Here is a 22,378-nt window from a genome sequence, read left to right on the forward strand (position 1 = left end):
TAAAATGGAGTCTTCTCACCTGCACCTCTTTTTTGGAGGATCTTACAGTAATATTCATGCATTAAAAGCATTGAAATACGAGGCTGGAAAACTTCAAATTCCTGCAAAGAATATCTACCATACTGGAGATGTGGTTGGATATTGTGCTTCTCCAAACGAAACAGTTAATGCTGTTCGAGAATGGGGAATCAATGTTATCGCGGGAAATGTAGAAGTTCAATTAAGTGATGGGGAAGAAGATTGTGGTTGTAATTTTGAAGAAGGATCCCGTTGTTCGAATTTTTCAAATTTGTGGTACCCATTTGCTAAAATTCAAGTGAGTCAAGCAAACATAGATTGGATGAAAACGCTTAATAACCATCAAATTATTGTAATTGATGGTTTAAGATTAGGGATTATTCATGGAGGAATTGAGAACATTTCTGAATTTATATTTAAAAGCACACCTTCTTCTATCAAGGAAAAGATTATAAAAAAATTAAACGTTGATGTAATTGTAGCTGGACATTGTGGAATTCCATTTATGCAACAACTTGGCAACGCACATTGGATTAACCCTGGAGTAATTGGAATGCCAGCCAATGATGGAACTACAAAAGTTTGGTATACAATTTACAATTCTGAAACAAAAACATTTTCTTCACATGCGTTGAAATATGATTTCAATAAAACGAGTGAGGAAATGGTTCAAAAACAACTTCCAATGGAATACGCAAAAACAATAGTTGATGGAATTTGGGATAATTGTGAGATTTTACCAAGTGAAGAAACTAAGATGCAAGGGGTGGAGCTGAAGGAGGAGAGCATATCCATTCAATTGGAAAAGTCTAGGGTTTAATTTGAATAGTTAAAACTATTTCTTTATATATTGAGAATTCTATCTATTGGGCAATCACTATTTTATGGATTTCATTTTTTAGTTCGTTTTTGTTTATTCTTAAATAATAGACCGCTGGGGCTAGAAAAGATAAATCCAACACGGTTTTATTTAGTCCTTTATTTTGGATTGATTCATTTTCAAAAACTAATTTTCCAATTTCGTCATAAAGGTGCAATTGCAAATTTTCACTCGTTGAAGAATAACTGTCAATTGTTATTTTAGAGCCTGTTGGATTGGGATAGATGCTAATACTTATTGGATCGATTCTAATATCTTCTTTGGCTATTGTAAAACATCCATTTTCATTGTAAAAAGTCGCTTTGTAGGTTCCACTTCCCAGAAATGGCATATTCATGGAATGTTCTCCTTCAATATTTTCTCCATTAAAGTACCAGTTTATTCCCGTAGCAAATATAGGAATGGTAACCTCACCATCATTTTGTTCGAACGTTATTGGAGTAATTTTGAATCTCAAATTATCTATTAGAAGCGCGCTGCTTTTGATATTCGTTGCTGGAGCAAAAAATGGTCTTATGGCAATATACTCATAAGTGTCCAATTCAGGCATGAAGCTGATATCAAAGGTTTGCCATTCAAAATTTGTAATTACATCGGACTCCCATAACACTTCTTCCCCTTTTCTTGAAGGACAGTAGCCATTATATCCGATTAATTGAAAGACACAAGGGTTGTTGAAGTAATGATCAATCCATCCAAATCCTCCATAGAAACTATTCGTTAAGGTTAAATCAATTTGCAAGTTGTAGCATGTGTCTTTTCTAAAGGGATTAATTGGTTTTGTCCAAACAGTCTCTGCAGTTCCTGGGGAACTAACTTCCCTTGTAACTAATGATAGGTAAGTGTTACCTTGCGATGCAGGAAGGTGATTGTTAAACATTCCAGGCTGTGTGTCACCAGTGGAGTTTCCATCAAGACAATTTGTCCAATTTGGGGGTGGAACGCTAAACTGAGGTGTTCCTTCAAAACCGTCGTTTAAAGTTACTGATTGAGAAAATGCAAAGTTGCCATATAAAATGGAAATTAATAGCGTTAAAAATGAGATAGTTTTTGTTAGTAGCATATGTTTTGATGTATTCAATTCATAAATACAACTCATCTATTCGTTGAGTTGAATATGAAATTTACTATTTTAATTTGTAATTAAAAAATTGTGATATAATTAAATTGAGAAACCCTTACCCCAATTATGAACTGATAAGATTATGGTATAATCAGCAATTCAATTAAAATAATTAATTTTTTTAAAATTATTATAATTCACAATCTTCTAGTTTTTATGTAGTTGAAAGTATTAATAATATTTTTTTAAAATAAATTAAATTTATTCCTTGCTAAGAAGTAAAATACACGTATATTTGTCCCCGCAAAAGGAATACGATTCTTTGCTGAAAATTGACAAGATTACAACAACATAAACGATGCTAACTTATCTAATTTAAATTAGAGAGTTACCTCGAATAAGCGAGAGTAGCTCAGCTGGTAGAGCACAACCTTGCCAAGGTTGGGGTCGCGGGTTCGAATCCCGTCTCCCGCTCGAAATACTTTTCGAGAGGAAGGGGATATGAAATACTCCCTGAGTCGTTCGATTTACTCTTAGTAAGCCGTTTTGTTGCAAAATAAAATAACTGTCCTGCCCGGATGGTGGAATTGGTAGACACGCCGGACTTAAAATCCTGTGCTCTTTGGGGCGTGCGGGTTCAAGTCCCGCTCCGGGTACAAAAAATCCCTGTAGTTTTTAACTGCAGGGATTTTTTCGTTTAAGGACTTTTATATTAAATTCCATAAAAAAAAGGAAGCCGTAACTTCCTTTTAAATATTATCCTTGAGAGAATTGTTTTGTTGATTTTGAATTTAATTATTTAAGAATTAACTTTCCTTTTTCCAATTCTCCATTTTCTTTCATTATTTCATAAAAGTAAATACCTAATTCTAGTGATTTAAATTCTACTTTTTGTCCTGAATTTATTTCTTGACTGAAAACTTGCGCTCCAGAAGTGGAGTATAAGGTAAATTGAGCTGGAGTTTTGCCATCAAATTCAATGGTTGCAAAATCACTCGCTGGATTAGGGTAAACTTTGAAATTTACACCTTTTTGTTCAGCCGTCAATCCAACATTGTCTAAATCTCCAACATTACAAGTGAAAGTCAGAATGTCTGCAGAACCACCATCTCCAATTTGCGAAATGTAATTTGAACCAGCAGCACAAATAACAGTTTTGTCAGAATTTCTCAATAGGAATGTATGATGTCCGAAAATCCCACCTTGTCCAGCACCACCTTCACTCACATAAACCATATCGACATCATCCGTGATTAATGTAAATGATGACTTGTTTACACCTGATCCATCACCCAATGTTCCAAATTGATTAAATCCTGTTCCGAATAATTCACTTGAAGAATTAATTGCAAAATTTGAAGCTGCGCCACTTCGAATTGTTTCCCAATCACTGCTTGTTCCAACTTGTGTTGGTTCATCGGCTTGTGGAATTGTTCCCAATCCTAATTGTGAATTACCATTAAAACCCCATGACCATAAAGTTCCATCGGCTTTTATCCCAGATGAATATTCATAACCACAAGAAATGTCATTCCATAATGAAGTTCCTATTTGAGTTGGTTCTTTAATTTCAGTTGATGAAATTATTCCAAGTTGGCCATTTGCATTAAATCCCCATCCCCATAATGTTCCGTCAGTTTTTAAGGCTAAGGTATGACCAGCTCCAGAATCAATAAATTCCCAGTTTGTAGCGGTTCCAATTTGAGTTGGTATAGCCAAATCAATATTCGAGTTGTCTCCTATTTGACCATAAAGATTCCAGCCCCAAGCCCATAGAGTTCCATCGGTTTTTATGGCGTGATTGTGAGCATATCCAGCATTTATAGACGCCCAATCATTATCCGTTCCAACCTGTGTAGGCGTGCTCAGTTGAGTGGTATTTCCATTTCCAAGTTGAAATAGAGAGTTTTCACCCCAAGCCCAAAGTGTGCCATCATTTTTGATTGCTAAACTGTGGAATGCACCACAAGAAATTGAACTCCAATTTGTATCTGTTCCAACTTGTGTAGGAATTGCTCTGGTAATAGCATCACCCAAGCCTAATTGTTCATTCATGTTTGAACCCCATGTCCATAAAGTACCATCAGATTGAATTCCCGCAGAAAACTCAGTTCCTGCACTGAGTTCAACCCATGTGTTTTGAGCAAATACATTCAATCCTAGAAAAGTAAAGGCAAGTAATATAAGTTTTTTCATAATTCTTTGAGTTATTATTAATGAGTTAAATATATACAATTCCGTATATGATTACATTATCCTAATTATTTAATATAAAGTCAACAGCCAATTCTACATGCAGGCTTGTTGTATCAATGAGTTTGAAATCTGTTTCTTCTTGTTTTATCAAAATGGGTAATTCTGTACAGCCCATAATTATAGCATCGGCGCCCTTCGATGTTAAAATTTTCATTTGATCTAAAAAGTATGCCTTGGCTTCTTCAGAGAATATTCCTTGGGTTAATTCTTCAGCAATATAGTGGTGTATGATTCCTATGTTCTCTTCGTTTGGGAGTGTAATTTCTAAAGGATAATTTTCTTTGATATAGTTTTCTAAAAATCCAATTTTGATTGTTGGTCTAGTTCCAAATAAACCTAAATTGTAAAAATTATTCTTTATAGCATAATCTCCAATGGCTTTTCCAATATGTAAAATAGGAACTTCAATTTTTGGTTGAACATACTCGTAAACCATGTGTGGAGTATTCGCACAAATTAAAATACCTTCTGCACCTATTGAGATCAAATCTTTCGATATTCTTAAGTATTCGGTCTTAATTCTCTCTTGATCTTCGGAACGCATCAACTCAACATTCAAACTATATAAAAGTAACTCAGGGTTTTTGTCATGTCCAATTATGGCTCCAACTTTTTCGTTAATCATTCTATAATAATTAATCGTAGAATGATAAGATGTCCCTCCAATTAAACCCAGTTTTTTCATTTTCTTTCTATTTCTTTATCTTTAACGTTCAGCGATTTTTTAAGTTGCTACCGAGAGTGATTTGCATTAATCATTCACGCTTGATGAATAACCATAACTTCTCAATTATAATACTCCAAATTCCTCTTACTTCCTTGTCCCATAACCTCTTGCTTTATCTTCGGGGTTAAATTATGAAAGAATGGATAAAGCTGCTCGAAACCTTAATTTTGAAGCAGGTATATTTTTCTCGGATGGTAGTGAACTATGAACTGCGATTTAATTGTAGTTAATTTGTAAATTTGAAATATGACTGAAAAGGAACAACAGAAATTTTTAAAAGCAACTCCAATTCTTGAAGTGAATCATAAGAGTACATTTGAATTAATTTCAACAATTGATACTTCATTGACTACAAAGCAACAGGCCATTGCTTTGTATAATAAAGTTAGAGATGGATTTGTTTATAATCCTTATCATCTTGATTTACGTTCAGAAAAGTTGAAGTCAAGTGTAGTTTTGCAGAAAAGTAAAGCTTGGTGTGTTGAAAAATCAATTGTTTTAGCGACAGGGTTAAGAGCGTTAGGTATTCCTTCGAAATTAGGTTATGGAATTGTGGTTAATCACATTGGAGTAGAAAAATTGACAGCTGCTTTACGACGAGAAGAAATTGTTTTTCATGGATATGTTTCCGCTTTTTTGGAAGGGAAATGGGTTAAATGTACACCTGCTTTCGATCCTTTAATTTGTAAACTTTCTGGAGTAGAAGCTTTGGCTTGGGATGGAGAAAATGATTCATTATTCCAGGCGTATCAAGGCAATCAAAAATTCATGGAGTATAAACATTTCTATGGGGAATTTGATGATGTTCCTGTAGAGTTAATGAACGCTGAAATGCAAAAATATTATCCCCATTTATTCGAAGAAGAACATAATTCACGTTCATTTTCATTTTTCCACATAAATAGTTAATCATGTGTTACAACGTTCAACAAAAAGCTACAATTAAAGAATTAACTGAAAAGTTTAATGCACAATTTGAGATGCCAGCTTTGTACAATCCTAAAGATGTAATTAGCGGATTTGATTTCCCATTGTTGCCCGTTTTGAAAAGTGATTCTCCCGAGACATTTAATTTCTTGAAATGGGGATTAATTCCTCATTGGGCAAAAGACGAAGACATTCGTAAGCATACTTTGAACGCCAAGCTTGAAACAATAGGTGAAGTGGCTTCTTTTAAAGATGTAAATAATCAAAGATGTGTGTTACCTGTTTCTGGTTTTTACGAGTGGAAATGGCTTGATAGCAAGGGTAAACGAAAAGAAAAATACCTAATTGGTGTAGAAAATCAACCGGTTTTTGGGTTGGCAGGATTGCATAGTACATGGACAAACCCCAAATCTGGAGAAGTAGTTAATTCGTTTTCATTGTTAACAACCGAAGCGAATGAAATTATGGCTGAAATTCACAATATCAAAAAAAGAATGCCATTGATTATGGACCCAAATCAAGCTAGAGCATGGCTAGCAAAGGGAGACATTAATTTAAACCATAGTTTAAATACACATTGCATTGAAAGTGATGGACAATTAGGTTTGTTTTAGCTTTTTTGTGAAAAGGTGTTAAAGATTAGGTAGTATTCATTTTTCTTAAGTTGAGTATTTGGATTAGAAAATATTAATTTCTAAATTAAGGGAGGTGTAAAAAGACATTTGCTATTAATTAAGTCAGAAACTATGTTACAACGATCAAATGCTATTCGAAATGGAGTTATTTTATTTATTATTCTTGGAGTTTACTTTGCTATTTTAGATGCTCTAGGCTTGGCGGATAATATTTTTTTAAGGTTAGGAAATTATATTTTTATTTTTCTTATCATCAATAATTCTTTAAAATCAGCAGTTAAAAATGGCGAAAGTTATCTGAATAAACTCGCAATTGGAGTTGTTACCGTTTTCACAGCTATGACTTTGGGAACGATTTCTCTTTATATCTATTTTCAAATTTTCGAACCAGATTTGGATAGATATATTAGTTCTGTGGTTAAAGCAAATAGTTATGGAGGATTATGTGTTGCCTTGTACATTCAGAGCTTGGCCTCTTCATTTATTTTGGTATTTATTATGTGCCAATTGTATAAAAATAAGAAGCCCAACGAGGTTCAATAGTAGGATGTTAAAAAAGCATAGTTAGCTTCAAACCTTAGAGGAGTTCTAAGTGGAAACTAAATTTTAGTCTTCAGCCTCTGGTTGTTCTTCTTCTTCATCTTCAAGACCACTCATCAAATCATGAGTTTTTGTATTGTACATCCCTTTAAGATCGTCAATTTTGGTTTTTTTCCACATAGGTACTCCTACAAAATATGCTGCTCGTCCAATAACATGCGCGCTTATTGGAGCTGTAAGTAGCAGGAAGACAATGATGGCAATTACACGTGTTGTAATGGAAGTTTCCATATAATAAAGAGCCAAACCTATTAAAATTAGTCCAACACCAAGAGTCGCAGCTTTAGTTGTTACTGACATTCTAAGGTATAAATCGGGCATTCGTAATAATCCAATCGCCGCTAGAAGAATAAATAGTGTTCCAAGCGAGATGATGACCATAATTATAATATCATTCATTTCTTTTTCTTTTTTCAAGGTAAAACGAAAATGCAACGGTACTTAAAAAAGCGATTAATGCAAATATCATAGCGATATCCAAAAATGAAGGACGATGCGTAATAATACTGTAAACTGCAATTATCGAAATACCAATTGTGATCAATAAATCTAAGGCAACAACTCTATCTGGTAGAGTAGGACCAATTAAAAACCGAATGAAAACCATTAAAGAGGAGGTACTCAAAATCGGTAAAATTATATATGTTAAAAAATCATCTATATTCATCGTAATATATTCAAAATTCGTTTTTCGAAACCATTTTTAATTCCGTCGATAAATTCTTCTTTGTCATGAACATACATTGCATGAATGTATAAAACTTTTCTGTCATCTGATATGTCTAAACTTAGTGTCCCAGGAGTTAAAGTGATAACATTGGCCAATAATGTAATTTCTAAATCTGACTCCGCAGTTAATGGATATTTGATGATTCCAGGTTCCATGTAAAATTTTGGAGTCACCACATCGGCTGCAACTTGTATATTGGCTTTTACTAATTCATATAAAAAGTAGAATGTAAAACTAAATAAGCTTGGAACAATTGAAAAATATTTTCTCTTTCCGTGGTTAGAACTAATTAACCAAAGTACTAAGAAGCTCAATATAAATCCAAACGCAAAATTTGTTGCATTGACTGTTCCTGTAAGGAAAACCCAAACAACAGACAGTAATATATTTAATAGAAATTGTATTTTCATAGCTCTGAAACTTCTTTAATTCCGTAAACAGCATTATAGTAGTGCTCTGTATTCATTAATTCCTCACCAATTCTTTCGGCAACCATTTGAAAGTGTTCTGCGAAAAAACTATAATATAAAGTTACGCCAACAAGTAAAATAATTGGAGCAACATATGCCGCTTTTTCGGCAAAACTGAAATCATTAAAATACTTAAAAGACAATTTCCGCTCTCTTTTAGGGTCGCTTGTTGAAAAGGATTTGTTCCATATTTTTGCAATAATCACCAAAGTAATCAAACTCGCAAAAATGAACATTACCAACATGGCTATTTCCCCAGCTGTATAACTTGCGCTAAACAATGAGATTTTTGGCCAAAAGCCTGAAAGTGGTGGAATCCCTACCAGTGCAAATAATGGAATAGCAAATAAGAATGAAAGCTTAGGGTAATCGTCCATCATTCCTCCCATATTATATAATCTAGTTGATCCAAATATCCTAAACATTACTCCGCCAAGCATAAACAATGTGGCTTTGACAATTATGTCATGGAACATATACATAATAGCTCCTACAATAGCAACTTCAGTGAATAAGCTTAATCCTCCAACCATAAATCCAATATGACAAATGATCAAATAAGAGAAAACTCTCATCATATCTTTTTGAACCAACGCTCCAATTCCTCCAAAGAACATTGTGAGTCCAGCGATAATCATTAATATAATTTGGTTGGTTTCTCCCAAGGGGAAAATGAGTGTGAAGACCCGCAACATTGCATAAATTCCAACTTTGGTTAGCAATCCTGCGAATAATGCAGAAACTGCAGCTGGAGGAGTGTGATAGGAGGCAGGAAGCCAAAAATACAATGGGAAAACTCCTGACTTCACTCCAAATCCAATAAAGAAAATCAAAGAAATTGTTTGCATCAATCCTTTGTTTTCAATTTCAGGAATAATGCGCGACAATTCTGCCATGTTCAAAGATCCTGTAGCTCCATAAACCATCGCAATTCCTGTTAGGAAAATGATTGAAGAAATCATATTCAAAGTGAAGTATTTTACTGCACCTTCGATTTGAATTTTTCTTCCTCCAATGGTTAATAAAACGAATGAAGAGATAATAATTACCTCAAACCAGACATAAAGATTGAATAAATCTCCTGTTAAGAATGCTCCAGATAATCCCATGATTAAGAAGTGGAAAATGGCATAATAACCAAATTTCACCCTTGATGAAACCATGTTTTCAGTGGAGTAGATGGATAAGGCGAAAGCCACAATGTTGGTTAGAAGAATCAGTGAAACAGCTAGGGTGTCAGCGACCATACTAATTCCGAACGGAGCTTCCCAATTTCCTAATTGAATACTTTGTATTCCGTTTTCCCAAACTCTACTAAATAGAAGTCCTCCAATAACTATTCCTGCGGCACTTCCTACAATACTGATGTAACGCTGAATTTTTGGATTCATCCAAAAGAACAACAAAAGAATTGCAGTAATTAAATGAACAAGAATCGGATATATTGTTAAATGTTCGCTCATGTTATATCGTCAGTTTTATTCATAGTATCAATATCGTCAGTTTTCAAGACTTTATAGGCTCTTTTAATTAATACAATAGCAAAAGATTGCAGTCCAAAACTGATTACAATTGCTGTTAAAATTAAGGCCTGTGGTACAGGATCGGCATATAAACCTTCCAATGCTTTTCCTTCTGATAAAATCAATGGTGGATTACCTTTTACAAGTCCTCCCATTAAAAATATTAAAAGATTTACTCCATTTCCAAGGATTACAATTCCAATGATTAGTTTAACTAGACTGCGGCGAAGAATCAAATAGATCCCCGCGGCATAAAGTATTCCAGTCATTATCGCTAATAGTATTTCCATAATAATTAAACGCTTTCTGAGATGGTGAAGATAATAGTTAAACACACCCCTACTACTACCAAATAAACTCCTGTATCGAAGAAAAGAGCACTTCCTATTTTCCCTAGGATTGCAATGTCTTTGTCATACCAAAGACCGGTCATTAGTGGATCTCCAGTCATTAAAATAGGTGCTAAAGCACTTAAAACTGCTATTGATAATCCAACAGGAATTAAAAATCCAGGATGTATTCTTAGTACTTTTCTCGTTTCTTTTAATCCATTCGCGAAAGCATGAAGAATAAATGCAATTGCTGCAATTAATCCTCCAATAAATCCACCTCCAGGAAGGTAATGCCCACGCAGTAAAACGAATACTGAAAACAATATCAGTAAAGGCAAAAGGGTTATTGAAATGGTATGTAATATTAAACTCTTCATTTTATTTTTCGTTTTTCTTTAAGTGTAACTTAAGTAAGGCAAATACTCCAATTGCTGAAATAGCTAGAACGACAATTTCAATCATGGTGTCAAATCCACGGAAATCAACCAAAATCACATTTACAACATTTTTTCCTTTTGCTAAAACATAAGCATTTTCGGCATAATATTCACTGGTCTTTTTTAAAGGTGTTTCATTCATAATTTCAATAATCGTGAATGCCAAAAATGTTCCAAATGACATTGCTACAATGGCATCTCGAACCCTATTGGTGCGATTAGAGAGTTTAAGGTATTTTGGTAATCGATAAAGTACCAACACAAATAAAATTACAGTTAAAGTATCAATGGAGAATTGTGTCATTGCTAAATCGGGTGCACCGTAGAAAACAAAGATCAAACACATTGTGTAACCTAAAACTCCCATCCCGGCAATGGCTGTAAGTCTAGATTTTGTGAATACAGTAAACAAAATTGAAACTAACATCATGGCCAGAATTACAATTTCATTCCAATTTAATGCCTTGATTTCTTTTACAGAAAGGAATATCCTAGGATTAATGAAAACGTGAATTCCAAATACTAAAGTCAATAACACTAGGATTACCATAACATATCGGCGTAAATAACCATTTTGGAATGTTCTTGTTAAAATATATGATAACTTTTGAAATAAATCAGAAAACTTCAAGGCTAAACTTTTTGGAGAAATAGCTTCAAATTTCATCATTGAACCTTCCTTCTTATGACTTGGTTTCCAAATGAAGTAAATGATAATTCCTGAGATAATTGTTATTGCACTTAATAAAAGAATTAAGTTGAAACCGTGCCAAATCGCCAAGTGTGGACTCTCTTCTCCCGTTAAAAGTGGTGTGATATTATGTGTAAACAAGGCTTCTACCATTGAAGGGAATAGTCCAAATAATAAACTAAGCACTGCTAATATCATCGGCATAAACCAAAGAAAGAAATGTGGTTTCTTAATTTCACCAAGGTCCTCGTTTTGTTTTCCAGCGAATGGTTTTACACCGACTAATAATCCAGCAAAAACCATTAAAATATTGGTTAAAACGGCCATTGTAGTTAATAGAACTGGATTTAGTCCACCATGTAATGTGGCTTCATAAATTAAATCTTTACCAATAAAACCAACTGTAGGAGGGAATCCACCACTGGATAAAGCAGCAATTAATCCTGCAATTGCTAAAGGCATTAATACTTTTCTGAGCCCACTTAATTTTGTAATGTCACGTGTTTTCGCTTGATGATCAATTGTTCCGGTAACCAAGAATAAACTGGCTTTATATAAAGCGTGAACAACAATAAAAACAATGGCTGCAGTGATAGAAGCAGATGTTCCAATTCCTATCAAAAAAACCATAATTCCCAATGCTCCAATTGTGGAATAGGCCAAAATCCCTTTTAAATCTGTTTTAAATAACGTCTGGAATGCAGCGTAAAGCATCGTGATTGCTCCAACGATTAATAAGGTTGTAAAGAAATAGGAGTTGTTTTGAAAGTGCGGAGTAAAACGCAATAACAAGTAAATACCCGCTTTTACCATGGTTGCAGAGTGCAAATAAGTTGAAACTGGAGTTGGGGCTTTCATGGCTCCTGGTAACCAAAAATGGAAAGGAAATTGAGCTGATTTAGTAAATGCCGCTAAAAATATAAAGACCATTAAAATGACAGAATACTGATGATTTGCGAATACTTCAGGTGATTGAAGCATTTCTGCTATCGATAAAGTTCCTGTAATTTGTCCGGCTAAAACCGCAAAAGCCAATAATGCTAATCCTCCTAATCCAGTGATTGTTAATGCGATAATTGCCGATTTCCGAGAAGGAGCTTCTGTATTATTGAAACTAATTAAGAAGAAAGAACTGATACTTGTTAATTCCCAGAAAATAAAGAGTGTAATGATGTTGTTTGAAGTAACTAACCCCAACATCGCTCCCATAAAAATGGAAAGAAATACATAAAAACGCAGTAATTTTGGATGACCTTTTAGGTATTGCGTAGTGTACAGAAACACTATACTCCCAACTCCTGTGATTAATAAGGTAAAGAGTAGTGCAAGGTTGTCGAGTCGAAAATCTAGGTTGATGCCCAGAGAAGGAACCCAAGAAGTGAATGAATTATACACTTCACCATTCATTATGGATTTCGCAAAACTAGAGAAATAGATAAATAATGAAATAGGCAAAAGTGCTGCGAACCATGTCATTCGTTGGAATGTCTTTTGCCCGATGCCAAAAAGCAACAAAGAAAACACGAATGATGAGAGTATAACGATTAAAAATACGGTCATAATTATTAAATATTCACTTAGTTTTTAAATCAAAATCCCTTCTTTGAGATAATAATTCTTTACCAATTTTTCAGCTTTTTGGTTTAGCGGGTCAATATACGAATTTCCTTGATTTCATATATGACTTTAGGGAAATTTCGAATTATTTTTAAGTTAAATTGTGTAGTATACTTGGAGTAATGATTGAATAAATGAAGTTTGTGAATTGAGTTTTTATTTTAATTTTGATCAGAAGGTAATTTAAAATATATAGAAAATAAATATTGGACTATGAATTGGATTTTAGGAATTTTATTGATTTTCATTGTGATTTATATAATTTCTAATTACAAAAGAAATAAAAAACTCAAAAGGCTTGAGTCTGATTTTAAAGCTAATTGGGGTAAAAAGAAAGAGGACGAGTATTACGATTTTGAAAAAATAAGTCTTTATTTCGATAATAATAGACATAGAAATGATGCGTACCATATTATTTCGGATAAATGTAAAAATGACCTAGATTTCAATGAGGTTTTTAAATATATAGACAGGACCACTTCAAAAATTGGACAACAGTATTTATATAACCGATTGAGTACAATAACAAATGTTGAAGAATTAAATGAAATTGAATTTCTTGTTGAAGCTTTTGAAAAAGATGAAGCGATTCGTGTAAAAAGTCAAATGTATTTGTCAAGATTAAATAAGAGTGAATCCTATTATTTAGAAGAGTTGATTAATGGATTACAGTTAAAGAAGCCAAAAACATTATGGTTGATTTACGTTTTAACTGCCGTTAGTATTCTGTCAATTTTTATGTCTTTTTTTTACCCCTTTTTTATTTTATTTCTAATTCCAATTTTCGCAATTAATGTAGTTTTTCATTATTCGAATAAAAGAAATATTAAATTTTATTTAAGGGCAGTAAATCAATTGTCAATAGCCCATAATGTTAGTAAGAAGCTGGTGAAGCTAAAGCCCATTAAATCGTACTTCAAAGATTTGAAATTCATTAAGGAAATAGAGAAAATTAAATTCAAAACCGAAATTATAAGGTTTGAAAAAGGTTTGGATAATGAATTCACAGCAATATTTTGGTCTTTTTTTGAATTGATAAAAATATTGTTCAATATCGAATATATTGTCTTTTATAGTTTCATTGATTCCATTATAACTAAAAGGGATTTCATTGAGGAATTATACCTTTCTATAGGTGAAATAGATACTGCAATAAATATTGCTTCTTTACGAAGTGATGCTATTTCTACTTGCAAACCAACATTTACGGAAGAGAAAGAAATAGTTTCCAAAGAGATTTCACATCCATTAGTTGACGATTGTATTCCTAATACTTTTAATCTCCAAAGCAAAAGTATGTTGCTGACGGGAACCAATATGTCTGGGAAAACAACTTTTATTAGAACAGTGGCTATTAATAGTGTTTTAGCTCAAACTTTAAATATTTGTTTTGCTCAAGCATATAAGGCACCATTTTTTAAAGTTTATTCATCGATTAGAATTACAGATGACTTGTTTGAAAATAAAAGTTATTATTTGGAAGAGGTTTTAACAATAAGGGAGCTAATTGAAAATTCCGATAATAAATCTCCATGTTTATTTGTTCTCGATGAAATTTTTAAGGGAACGAATACAATTGAAAGAATTTCAGGAGGTAAAGCGATTCTTTCTTATTTAAATAAAAAAAATCATATAGTTTTAGTTTCAACTCATGATATCGAATTGACTGAATTGTTAGTGGAAGAGAATTATAAATTATTTCATTTCCAAGAGACGATAAATGAGAAAGAGTTGGTTTTTGATTATAAATTGAAACAAGGGAAATTACAAACAAGAAATGCAATTAGAATTTTGGAACTTTATAAATATCCAAAACTTATAATTGATGATGCCATGAAAACAGAGAAAAAACTCATTTAATCATAAATCGAATGTCTTTTCCCGATTTACTGAAATAAAGTTGTTGGGTGATTTTAGCAATCAACATAAGTTGGGAACTTTTATCTCATGGAGGCTTTAGGAGTTTTATGGATTTTTCTTATGACTTTTGTTATTAGCAACTATAAAAGAAAGTATTTCGTTCTTTTTAAAGAAAGGTGTTAAATTTTAAAACACCACAATACTTGGTGGCACCTGAACATCAAATTCTAAATCACCTCGACGTATTTTTAAATACCATATCTTTTCGTTTTTTAAAGAATTAAGTAGCTGACCGACTTTTTCTTCGGAATCTAAAGTTTTGGTTCCGTTAATTTCAATAATTTCATCAAATAATTCAAGGTCAATAGCTAGTACTTCAACCTTTTTTGAAACAACTTTTAGACCTTCCAACCATCCAAATGCAAATGAATGAGTAGGGAATTGTTTTGTGTTTATTTTAATTTTATCATCCGCTAATTTCAGAATCATTTGCATATTCATACAGTCCAGAATTACTTTGTTTTCCATTAGAATTTTAGTTTCAAGGAAATTACTGCTGTAATCGGAACTTTTAATAATTATAGCATTATCAATATTGTTCTTTCCGAAAGCTAAATTTTTAGTTTGAATATATGTAACCGTTACACTTCGGTAGCCTTTAGCATCTCTACCGATAATTTCGTAAGAAGATGAGTGATTGTTATCCATTATTTTTAACTTATCGCTCGTTTCCAAAAAGCCTGTTCTTCCTGTGTCAAAAACAAATTTCATTTTTTGTTCTTCAAGATTAATTTTTGCACTATAAAGTTTACTCCAATCTTTGGTTAAGTTAAATTGATAATCAGAAGTCATATTATCTGGTAAAATATCAGAAATTATCAATTTGTTTTTTGGAAAATCGAAAGTGATCACTTTATCTTCAATAAAGTCTGATCCAATAATTCCATCCAAGTTTTCGTTCACATATTCGTCTACTGCTAAGTTGAAGTCCTCAATTAAAAGTTCTCCAATGTATAATTCTTCTGCTGAATAAATTTCTGTTTCGGTTGTAACTCTATTACCATCTGTTCGGTTGGTTCTCAAATTAGCAAAATCTCCAGAGAAATGTTGGTAAACATCTAAGGAAACACCAGAATAAGAGCCTGTATCAAAAAGAAAATTTAAAGTATCTTTTGAATTTTTACTGGTAAATATTTTTAATATGATTTGACCATTAATAATTTCATAAGGTACTTCTACTGAATAGTTTTCGTTAGAAACAGTTCCTCCATTATGCATTTTATTAATTTGATACCTTCCAAATGTATTTGTTAAAATAGGCTTACATGAAAGTAATGGAAGAACTATCAGGAAGAAAAACAGTATCTTTTTCATAAATATTTTCACTAATAATATTGCCTTTTGATTTCCTCCCTCTTTATCTCCTTCCTATGGGAGAATTGCTTCGAACTATGCCTATTCTGTAATTAAAACTTTTTATTCCTAGTTACCTAAGCTTGCAGCTTGTGGTCTTGTGTAATAAAAAGCATCAAAAACAAAACTCTCTTCTACTTTTTTCTTTTATTCTTACGCTGTTTCTTACGTGCTAATTTCTTTTCAATTGGACGAATATTTCGTTTTTCCTCTTTCGGTGAAGCTTGATTCTTTTCACCATCGCCAAATGAATGTTTCGGGTTCAACATGGTTGGAGCATCATGAATATCCGGAACTTCTTCAAGTGGAATTAATTGAGTAGTTGGCTCAACTCCTTCCGGTAGTTCTGAAAAAGGAATCGTTAAATTCATAAATGATTGAATTTCTTCAAACATTGCCTTGTCTTCTTCTTTGATAAATGAAATCGTATTTCCTTCTGCTTCAGCACGTCCCGTTCTACCAATTCTGTGCATGTATTGCTCCTTGTCATCGGTTAAATCGAAGTTGATCACATGACTCACATTGTCAATGTCAATACCACGCGAAACAAGGTCTGTAGCCACAATTCCTTTAAGTTGGTTATCCTTGAATTCTCTCACCATTCTTAAACGGAAATTCTGTGACTTATTACTATGGATAACACCAAATTGCTCTGGGAAATCTTCTTCTATTCTTGCGAATAATATATCAGCATAAACCCTTGATTGTACAAAAATGAAAGTTTTGTCAATATTCCCTTCTGATAGCAAGTGTTTTAGTAAGTTGTATTTTGAATTGAAATTCGCTGCTTCAAATGCAGTTTGATTAATTTTCTGTAAAGGGGTTCCAGATGGTGCAGCAATAATTCTTTCCGTTTTTCTAAAGAAAGTTTCTACTAAATCATCTACATCGCTTGTAATTGTGGCAGAAAACATCAAATTTTGACGTTTTGTTGGTAATAAATCAAAAATACGCTGAATTTGAGGTCTGAATCCTAAGTTCAACATTTCATCACATTCATCAATTACTATCTTCTTGATATCTTTCAGACGCAATAATCCTGTCATAGCAATATCGTAAAGACGACCTGGAGTTCCGATAATAATATCACAACCCTCGTAAACTGCTTTCTTTTGTGTGTTGATATTCGTTCCACCATAAACAGCTATTGTTCTAGTCGACATATATTCTGTCAATTTCTCCACTTCTGAAGCGACTTGAACAGCTAATTCACGAGTTGGAACGAGAATTAATACCCTTGGATGGGTTGAATCTGTATATTTTAAATCTCGTAAAATTGGTAATAAATAAGCCAAGGTTTTTCCCGTACCAGTTTGTGCAATCCCAATTACATCATTTCCTGCCAAAACTTTAGGAATTGCTTTCTCCTGAATTGGAGTCATATCCGTAATTCCTTGTTCGTTAAGCGCGTTTAAAAGCTGCTTCGTTAATTTTATATCTTGAAATTTCATTGCTTATCTTATTACTTTTACGCCGTTATCACTTCCTACTCGAATTATTGAAGAAGGTTTGAGCATTTTCTCATTCAGTCTTTCGTTCAATATTAAATCTACTTTAGATTTCACTTCTTCACTAATTTCAGAATAACTTTTTGAGTTTGGTTGACCACTTAAATTAGCGCTTGTAGAAACTAAAGGTTTGCGCAGTCGTTGAATTAATTTTTTACAATTCATATCTTCTGTAACACGAATTGCGATAGTACCATCAGCTGCTAAAAGTGATTTTGGTAAATTAATTGGTTCATCATAAATTATGGTGAGCGGTTTTACTGCAAAATCAATTAAATCAAAGCATACATCAGGAATATTGGTTACATACCTTTCTAGCATTGCTACGCTGTCTACTAAAAGAATGAAAGATTTCTCAGCAGGACGGTTTTTTAGTTCAATTAATTTTTGAATAGCTTCTTCATTGCTGGCATCACATCCTAATCCCCAAACGGTATCCGTAGGATAAAGTAATGTCTTTCCAGCTTTTAATCCTTCAGCGGCATCATGTATGTTCACTAATTTTTCCAAGTCACTCTAATTTTCGACAAAAATACAACACTCATTTGTATTCCCGTCACTCCTTGCTTCTTTTATGAATGTCATTATGCCCTTCTTCGATTTCATCTTTTACATCTTTGATGATTTTTGTCAGATAAAAATATTCTTGCGTACTGTTTTTATTGAGCCATCGAAAACCTTCTGCCTCTCCGTCAATTGCAAGTGCCATGTTATAAAATAACATGAAATTGTTCATCTTTAACCACCGTAAAGCCTGTTGATTTCCTTCAGAAGCGTTAATCATAGCCATCACATGCGGATAGCCATTTTTCATGAGCCAAGTTCTCGCTTTTTCCTTCAAACGAATTGCGTGTGTTGCCATCACCAACTCTTTAAAATCATTTTCTAATAAATAATTCAATAAATCCGAATGACCTTCAATTCCTTTAGCCCAAGCCAAAATAATTTTAGGATGATATTCGAAAGGTTTTATTTCTACCTTACTTGCCTTTTGGCGAGTGGCTCCCATATCATCTTTCTTATTTCGATTAAATAAACCCATAATTCAATAAATTCTATAATTAAATTACTCTTTAACTATTCATTCAAAGTTAAGTCTTTTCTCCTTTTATATACTAAATCCTTTATTTTTGTAGTAAAATAAGTGAAATGATCGATGAAAAGATATTGACGATGTACAAAGCTTCAAATAAATTCGGGGCATTATTGGAAATGGAATTAGATGTTTTGGGAGAAGGTGAGGTGAAATATTTGCTGGAAATCAAAGAGAAACATTTAGCCACTCCAATAGCAGCACATGGTGGAGTGGTAGCAGGATTAATTGATGGAACCCTTGGTGTGGCTGCATTAACTGTTGCTGGTCAAAACAATAATGTCGTGAGCACAGTCGAATTACAAGTCAATTTTCTAAAACCAATAAAATTAGGTGATAAATTAACTTCAATTGGAAAAGTGATTTCAGCAGGTAAACGTTTACTTTATGTTGAAGCAGCTGTAACAAATGGTAAAGGGATTTTGGTCGCTAAAGCAAGTGGGACATTTAATGCATACCCAGCAGAGAAAGCATTTAAGATGCTTGAAAAATAAATTTTCCAGGCGTTTTGAATGAAGGGAGAGTTTGGTGGAAGTGAAAGTATTGATTTTTAATAATGACTAGGATCTCGGCAAATAAAGGAGAATACCTTTTGTTGTAATTTATTAAACTGCTGGTAATGTTCCCGATACCCATTTATATTTTACTACCTTTACTATAATGATGTTATAACGCATTAAAAAAAATGAACTTAAAAAATCTGATTTATAAAAGAAAGAAAATAGAAAATCTGAATTGGTATTGGAAATTACTCTTTACAATTCCGGTTGTTTTTCTTGGGTTATTATTGGTTAGCATTGTCAATTTTTTACTTGGTTGGGATGGTGGTTTTTCATTTTGTGAATCCTTTCAGAGTAAACTCAAGAGTAATTTTTTTCCTTTTTTAATTATTCTTGTATTATTTAATGCGTCCTCATTGTTTTACAAAAGGAAATCTAAAGTAGGTGATTGATAAATTGTTGTTTTGGGTGATGTTTCAAGAAGGGAAAAAGAAATAAAGTTCAATTATGTGTTTAAAAAATGAAAATTCTGAAATTCACGTTAGTAATTATATTTTAAAATCTAGTTTATAGTTGCGATTATGAAAATAAAAAAGATATAATTAGATCCCAAACTAAAAAAGACACCAGTATTAAAATCCCAGAATTTAAAATAGTTGAAAAAGATTTTATTGTTGCATTTGGTGATTACTCGGAATCTTTCACTGTTCAATTTGATCTATCAAACTTCAATGAATTATTAAATCTAATTGAAATTAATGAAAAATTAGATAATGTTAATTATGGATGGACTATTTATGAATCTGGCTATAAATTTCGAAAAGATCCTGATAATAGTGTTTCAGAATTGTATTTTGTTAATCTTGAAAATAAAACGCTAAGTTACTTATTTGTAGAAGATTAATTCTGTTTAGATAAGAATTAAGGTCGAGTTGTAGAGTCTTTACAAAAAATCTTCTCCCTTAATCCCCCTCCCACAGGGGAAGGGTTCATGAACAGTTTTTTAGGACTTTATCAAATAGTTTTAGATTTTCTAAATCCTATTCTTAAAATATTATCAATCAACTCCTCTATTTTTTTTAGTCTCCTCCATTTACCATAGGTGAAAAAGCTCTGTGAAATAAAAGCTCAATCGCTTCGAAGAAGGAGATCCTTGCCCAATTCGTAATTTCAAGATTCGTAATCCGTAATTTCAGCCTCAAAACTCACACTCAACACTGATAAAATCCGAATTTATTTAGATTTTATCTTCTCCCATGTACTAAACATACTCTCCTGACTCGGCCTACCTACTTCCTCTTCCGTCAATGGGTCACAAGGTTTTAAGGTATCATAACATTCCTGCGGAAGTTGCTGATAAAGCGCTGTCCCTTTAGTCTTCCAATCAATCATTTCTTGCGAAACTTCTTTAATTACCCTTGCCGGATTTCCAACCACTAAACTACGTTTCGGAATATTGGCTTTTGCAGGTACAAAGCTTAAGGCGCCAATGATGCATTCTTCTCCAATTACAGAGTCGTCCATCACAACCGAATTCATTCCGATTAGACAATTTGCTCCGATAATTCCTCCGTGAATAATTGCACCATGTCCTATATGAGCTCCTTCATTCAAAGTTACTGTCGTTCCCGGAAACATGTGAATTGTACAGTTTTCTTGAACATTGCATCCATCTTTTATCACGATTTTACCCCAGTCTCCTCGAATAGCAGCACCAGGCCCAACATAAACATCTTTTCCAATAATTACATTTCCAGTTACAGTTGCATTTGGATGAATGAAGCTTGAAGGGTGGATTACAGGTTTAAAACCATTGAATTCAAAAATATTTGCCATAATTTAACGATTTGCTTGAACTATTTGACTCATTTTTGCGTTATTTATACGATGAGTTATTGCGAATTTACAAAAGATTTAGACGAAAACCATTTGGATAAAAAATATCATGATGAACGATATGGATTTCAAACGAATGATGACGATGAATTATTTGGTCGGTTTATTCTCGAAATTAATCAAGCGGGATTGAGTTGGTCCCTGATGCTAAAGAAGGAAGAGAATTTCAAAAATGCATTTGCCGACTTTTCCATAAGTAAAGTAGCTGGTTTCGGTGACGATAAGGTTGAAGAATTAATGGCCAATGCTGGGATAATACGGAATAGAAGAAAGATTGAAGCTGTGATATATAATGCCAATCAAATTATGGATATTCAAAATATAAATGGTAGTTTTAACTTTTGGTTAAATGAAAATATAGGTTTAACTTTAAAGGAGTGGACCAAATTATTTAAAAAACACTTTAAATTTACTGGAGAAAAAATTGTGGAAGAGTTTTTGATGAGTACTAGTTACTTAAAAGGAGCTCACACTGAGGATTGTCCGATTTATCACAAAATTAAAAACAATAAACCAAAATGGGAAAAAAGTTAATTATAGGATTTATAAGCATATTTTTAGCCTCTGTAGGTAATTACAGTTTAGCTCAGTTTTCTGCTGGAGGAGGTTTAAGTTCATTTCATGGGTTGAATACTCCTGTTAATAGATTGGGATTTAACGCATTTGTAGAGATTCCAAAAGCAACTGATGCTACATTATTTATTAGAGCTTCTTTGATGTTGCCAGATAAATTGGAACAAATTGGTGACATAGAAGCGAAAGACATTACTACTCAGCCAAGTAAAACAACAGCTGAACTAGTAACTAAAACTTCATATTTTGCGGTAGATGGAGGGACACGCAATTATTTTATAAATGATTATGATGTAGGTCTTTCAATTTTCGCAGGACCACATATAAAAGGTATTTTAGCATCTTACAGCTCAGATTATAGAGTTGCTGGTGGTTTAAATCCAGATGATTATCAAACAACGGATTTCCCAGCACAAGAGTTGAATTCTTCTACTCCAATTTATTCTTTGCTATTCGCTTTTGGAGGAACTGTAGGGGTTAAATATCAATTGCCATATAGAGGGGCGCTTTTATTTGATGTAGGTGTTGAATTAGTAACACGTTTGCATGATCCTTCTGCGATTTTAGGTAATGAAATTGCTCCTTTATCTTTTTCATTTAATTTGGGTTACCGTTTCGACTGGTACTAA

General features: G+C 33.0%; 23 protein-coding genes and 2 tRNA genes. 10 read left to right on the forward strand and 15 right to left on the reverse strand.

The annotated features are described in order from the left end of the window. The first annotated feature begins 4 nt into the window (after window positions 1–4). Window positions 5–838 (forward strand): metallophosphoesterase family protein, encoded by an 834-nt coding sequence (locus tag C6368_RS08960; protein ID WP_107038858.1) that lies wholly within the window; start codon window positions 5–7, stop codon window positions 836–838. Between the two features lie 43 nt (window positions 839–881). Here the strand turns inward: C6368_RS08960 and C6368_RS08965 are convergent, their stop codons facing one another. Then, entirely contained in the window at window positions 882–1,997 is a 1,116-nt protein-coding gene (locus C6368_RS08965) for a T9SS type A sorting domain-containing protein (protein WP_107038859.1), read from the reverse strand. Window positions 1,998–2,362: 365 nt separating this feature from the next. Between C6368_RS08965 and C6368_RS08970 the strand changes: the two genes are divergently transcribed. Both C6368_RS08970 and C6368_RS08975 read left to right on the forward strand, forming a co-directional pair. Beyond that, window positions 2,363–2,435, forward strand: a tRNA-Gly gene (locus C6368_RS08970). Between the two features lie 98 nt (window positions 2,436–2,533). After that, a tRNA-Leu gene (locus C6368_RS08975) sits at window positions 2,534–2,617 on the forward strand. A 139-nt stretch (window positions 2,618–2,756) separates the two neighbouring features. Here the strand turns inward: C6368_RS08975 and C6368_RS08980 are convergent. Together C6368_RS08980 and C6368_RS08985 are read right to left on the reverse strand one after the other, a co-directional pair. Next, window positions 2,757–4,157, reverse strand: a complete 1,401-nt coding sequence (locus C6368_RS08980) for an RCC1 domain-containing protein (RefSeq protein WP_107038860.1) — start codon at window positions 4,155–4,157, stop codon at window positions 2,757–2,759. 61 nt (window positions 4,158–4,218) lie between these two features. After that, window positions 4,219–4,902 (reverse strand): aspartate/glutamate racemase family protein, encoded by a 684-nt coding sequence (locus tag C6368_RS08985; protein WP_107038861.1) that lies wholly within the window; start codon window positions 4,900–4,902, stop codon window positions 4,219–4,221. 288 nt (window positions 4,903–5,190) lie between these two features. Between C6368_RS08985 and C6368_RS08990 the strand changes: the two genes are divergently transcribed. The 3 genes from C6368_RS08990 (at window position 5,191) to C6368_RS09000 (ending at window position 7,049) form a co-directional block, all read left to right on the forward strand. Then, the gene (locus tag C6368_RS08990) at window positions 5,191–5,853 is read left to right on the forward strand and encodes a transglutaminase-like domain-containing protein (RefSeq protein ID WP_107038862.1); all 663 of its coding nucleotides are present in this window, start codon (window positions 5,191–5,193) and stop codon (window positions 5,851–5,853) included. A gap of 2 nt (window positions 5,854–5,855) precedes the next feature. Further along, window positions 5,856–6,485, forward strand: a complete 630-nt coding sequence (locus C6368_RS08995) for an SOS response-associated peptidase (RefSeq protein WP_107038863.1) — start codon at window positions 5,856–5,858, stop codon at window positions 6,483–6,485. 132 nt (window positions 6,486–6,617) lie between these two features. After that, entirely contained in the window at window positions 6,618–7,049 is a 432-nt protein-coding gene (locus tag C6368_RS09000; protein ID WP_107038864.1) for a hypothetical protein, read from the forward strand. A 63-nt stretch (window positions 7,050–7,112) separates the two neighbouring features. On the opposite strand, the gene mnhG is transcribed toward C6368_RS09000, so the two are convergent. Genes mnhG through mbhE form a run of 7 tightly spaced genes read right to left on the reverse strand, consistent with a single transcriptional unit; the run spans window position 7,113 to window position 12,765 of the window. Then, window positions 7,113–7,487, reverse strand: coding sequence for a monovalent cation/H(+) antiporter subunit G (gene mnhG, locus C6368_RS09005; protein ID WP_234369116.1), 375 nt, complete (start codon window positions 7,485–7,487; stop codon window positions 7,113–7,115). 10 nt (window positions 7,488–7,497) lie between these two features. Further along, window positions 7,498–7,773 carry a cation:proton antiporter gene (locus tag C6368_RS09010; protein ID WP_107038865.1) on the reverse strand — a complete coding sequence of 92 codons (276 nt, stop codon included), beginning with the start codon at window positions 7,771–7,773 and terminating at the stop codon, window positions 7,498–7,500. Beyond that, on the reverse strand, window positions 7,770–8,246 hold the full coding sequence (locus C6368_RS09015) for a Na+/H+ antiporter subunit E (RefSeq protein ID WP_107038866.1): 477 nt from the start codon (window positions 8,244–8,246) through the stop codon (window positions 7,770–7,772). Before C6368_RS09015 ends, C6368_RS09010 begins: the two co-directional genes overlap by 4 nt. Beyond that, window positions 8,243–9,769: a complex I subunit 5 family protein gene (locus C6368_RS09020; RefSeq protein ID WP_107038867.1), complete on the reverse strand. Its 1,527-nt coding sequence runs from the start codon at window positions 9,767–9,769 to the stop codon at window positions 8,243–8,245. The genes C6368_RS09015 and C6368_RS09020 overlap by 4 nt, the downstream gene beginning before the upstream one ends. Next, window positions 9,766–10,119, reverse strand: coding sequence for a Na+/H+ antiporter subunit C (locus tag C6368_RS09025; RefSeq protein WP_107038868.1), 354 nt, complete (start codon window positions 10,117–10,119; stop codon window positions 9,766–9,768). The genes C6368_RS09020 and C6368_RS09025 overlap by 4 nt, the downstream gene beginning before the upstream one ends. A 5-nt stretch (window positions 10,120–10,124) precedes the next feature. Further along, window positions 10,125–10,538, reverse strand: a complete 414-nt coding sequence (locus C6368_RS09030) for a Na+/H+ antiporter subunit B (RefSeq protein WP_107038869.1) — start codon at window positions 10,536–10,538, stop codon at window positions 10,125–10,127. Window position 10,539: 1 nt separating this feature from the next. Continuing rightward, a complete protein-coding gene (gene mbhE, locus C6368_RS09035) occupies window positions 10,540–12,765 on the reverse strand; it encodes a hydrogen gas-evolving membrane-bound hydrogenase subunit E (protein WP_234369117.1) in 2,226 nt (741 codons plus the stop codon). A 354-nt stretch (window positions 12,766–13,119) separates the two neighbouring features. Between mbhE and C6368_RS09040 the strand changes: the two genes are divergently transcribed. Continuing rightward, window positions 13,120–14,766 (forward strand): MutS-related protein, encoded by a 1,647-nt coding sequence (locus tag C6368_RS09040; RefSeq protein WP_107038871.1) that lies wholly within the window; start codon window positions 13,120–13,122, stop codon window positions 14,764–14,766. A gap of 186 nt (window positions 14,767–14,952) precedes the next feature. On the opposite strand, the gene C6368_RS09045 is transcribed toward C6368_RS09040, so the two are convergent. The 4 genes from C6368_RS09045 to C6368_RS09060 form a co-directional block, all read right to left on the reverse strand. Continuing rightward, complete coding sequence (locus C6368_RS09045) at window positions 14,953–16,140, reverse strand: pepsin/retropepsin-like aspartic protease family protein (protein WP_159038522.1); 1,188 nt, start codon at window positions 16,138–16,140, stop codon at window positions 14,953–14,955. Window positions 16,141–16,313: 173 nt separating this feature from the next. Continuing rightward, complete coding sequence (locus C6368_RS09050; protein WP_107038873.1) at window positions 16,314–17,630, reverse strand: DEAD/DEAH box helicase; 1,317 nt, start codon at window positions 17,628–17,630, stop codon at window positions 16,314–16,316. Between the two features lie 3 nt (window positions 17,631–17,633). Then, window positions 17,634–18,197: an L-threonylcarbamoyladenylate synthase gene (locus C6368_RS09055; protein WP_107038874.1), complete on the reverse strand. Its 564-nt coding sequence runs from the start codon at window positions 18,195–18,197 to the stop codon at window positions 17,634–17,636. Between the two features lie 46 nt (window positions 18,198–18,243). Then, window positions 18,244–18,729 (reverse strand): hypothetical protein, encoded by a 486-nt coding sequence (locus C6368_RS09060; protein ID WP_107038875.1) that lies wholly within the window; start codon window positions 18,727–18,729, stop codon window positions 18,244–18,246. A gap of 107 nt (window positions 18,730–18,836) precedes the next feature. Here C6368_RS09060 and C6368_RS09065 point away from each other — a divergent pair, with 107 nt between their 5' ends. Next, complete coding sequence (locus C6368_RS09065; RefSeq protein ID WP_107038876.1) at window positions 18,837–19,274, forward strand: PaaI family thioesterase; 438 nt, start codon at window positions 18,837–18,839, stop codon at window positions 19,272–19,274. A 1,239-nt stretch (window positions 19,275–20,513) separates the two neighbouring features. Here the strand turns inward: C6368_RS09065 and C6368_RS09075 are convergent. Continuing rightward, the gene (locus C6368_RS09075) at window positions 20,514–21,116 is read right to left on the reverse strand and encodes an acyltransferase (protein WP_107038878.1); all 603 of its coding nucleotides are present in this window, start codon (window positions 21,114–21,116) and stop codon (window positions 20,514–20,516) included. 51 nt (window positions 21,117–21,167) lie between these two features. Here C6368_RS09075 and C6368_RS09080 point away from each other — a divergent pair, with 51 nt between their 5' ends. Further along, on the forward strand, window positions 21,168–21,710 hold the full coding sequence (locus tag C6368_RS09080; protein ID WP_107038879.1) for a DNA-3-methyladenine glycosylase I: 543 nt from the start codon (window positions 21,168–21,170) through the stop codon (window positions 21,708–21,710). Beyond that, window positions 21,695–22,378, forward strand: a complete 684-nt coding sequence (locus C6368_RS09085) for a hypothetical protein (protein ID WP_107038880.1) — start codon at window positions 21,695–21,697, stop codon at window positions 22,376–22,378. The genes C6368_RS09080 and C6368_RS09085 overlap by 16 nt, the downstream gene beginning before the upstream one ends.

It is taken from the genome of Brumimicrobium mesophilum (genome assembly GCF_003025005.1).
GTDB classification, from domain to species: domain Bacteria; phylum Bacteroidota; class Bacteroidia; order Flavobacteriales_D; family Crocinitomicaceae; genus Brumimicrobium; species Brumimicrobium mesophilum.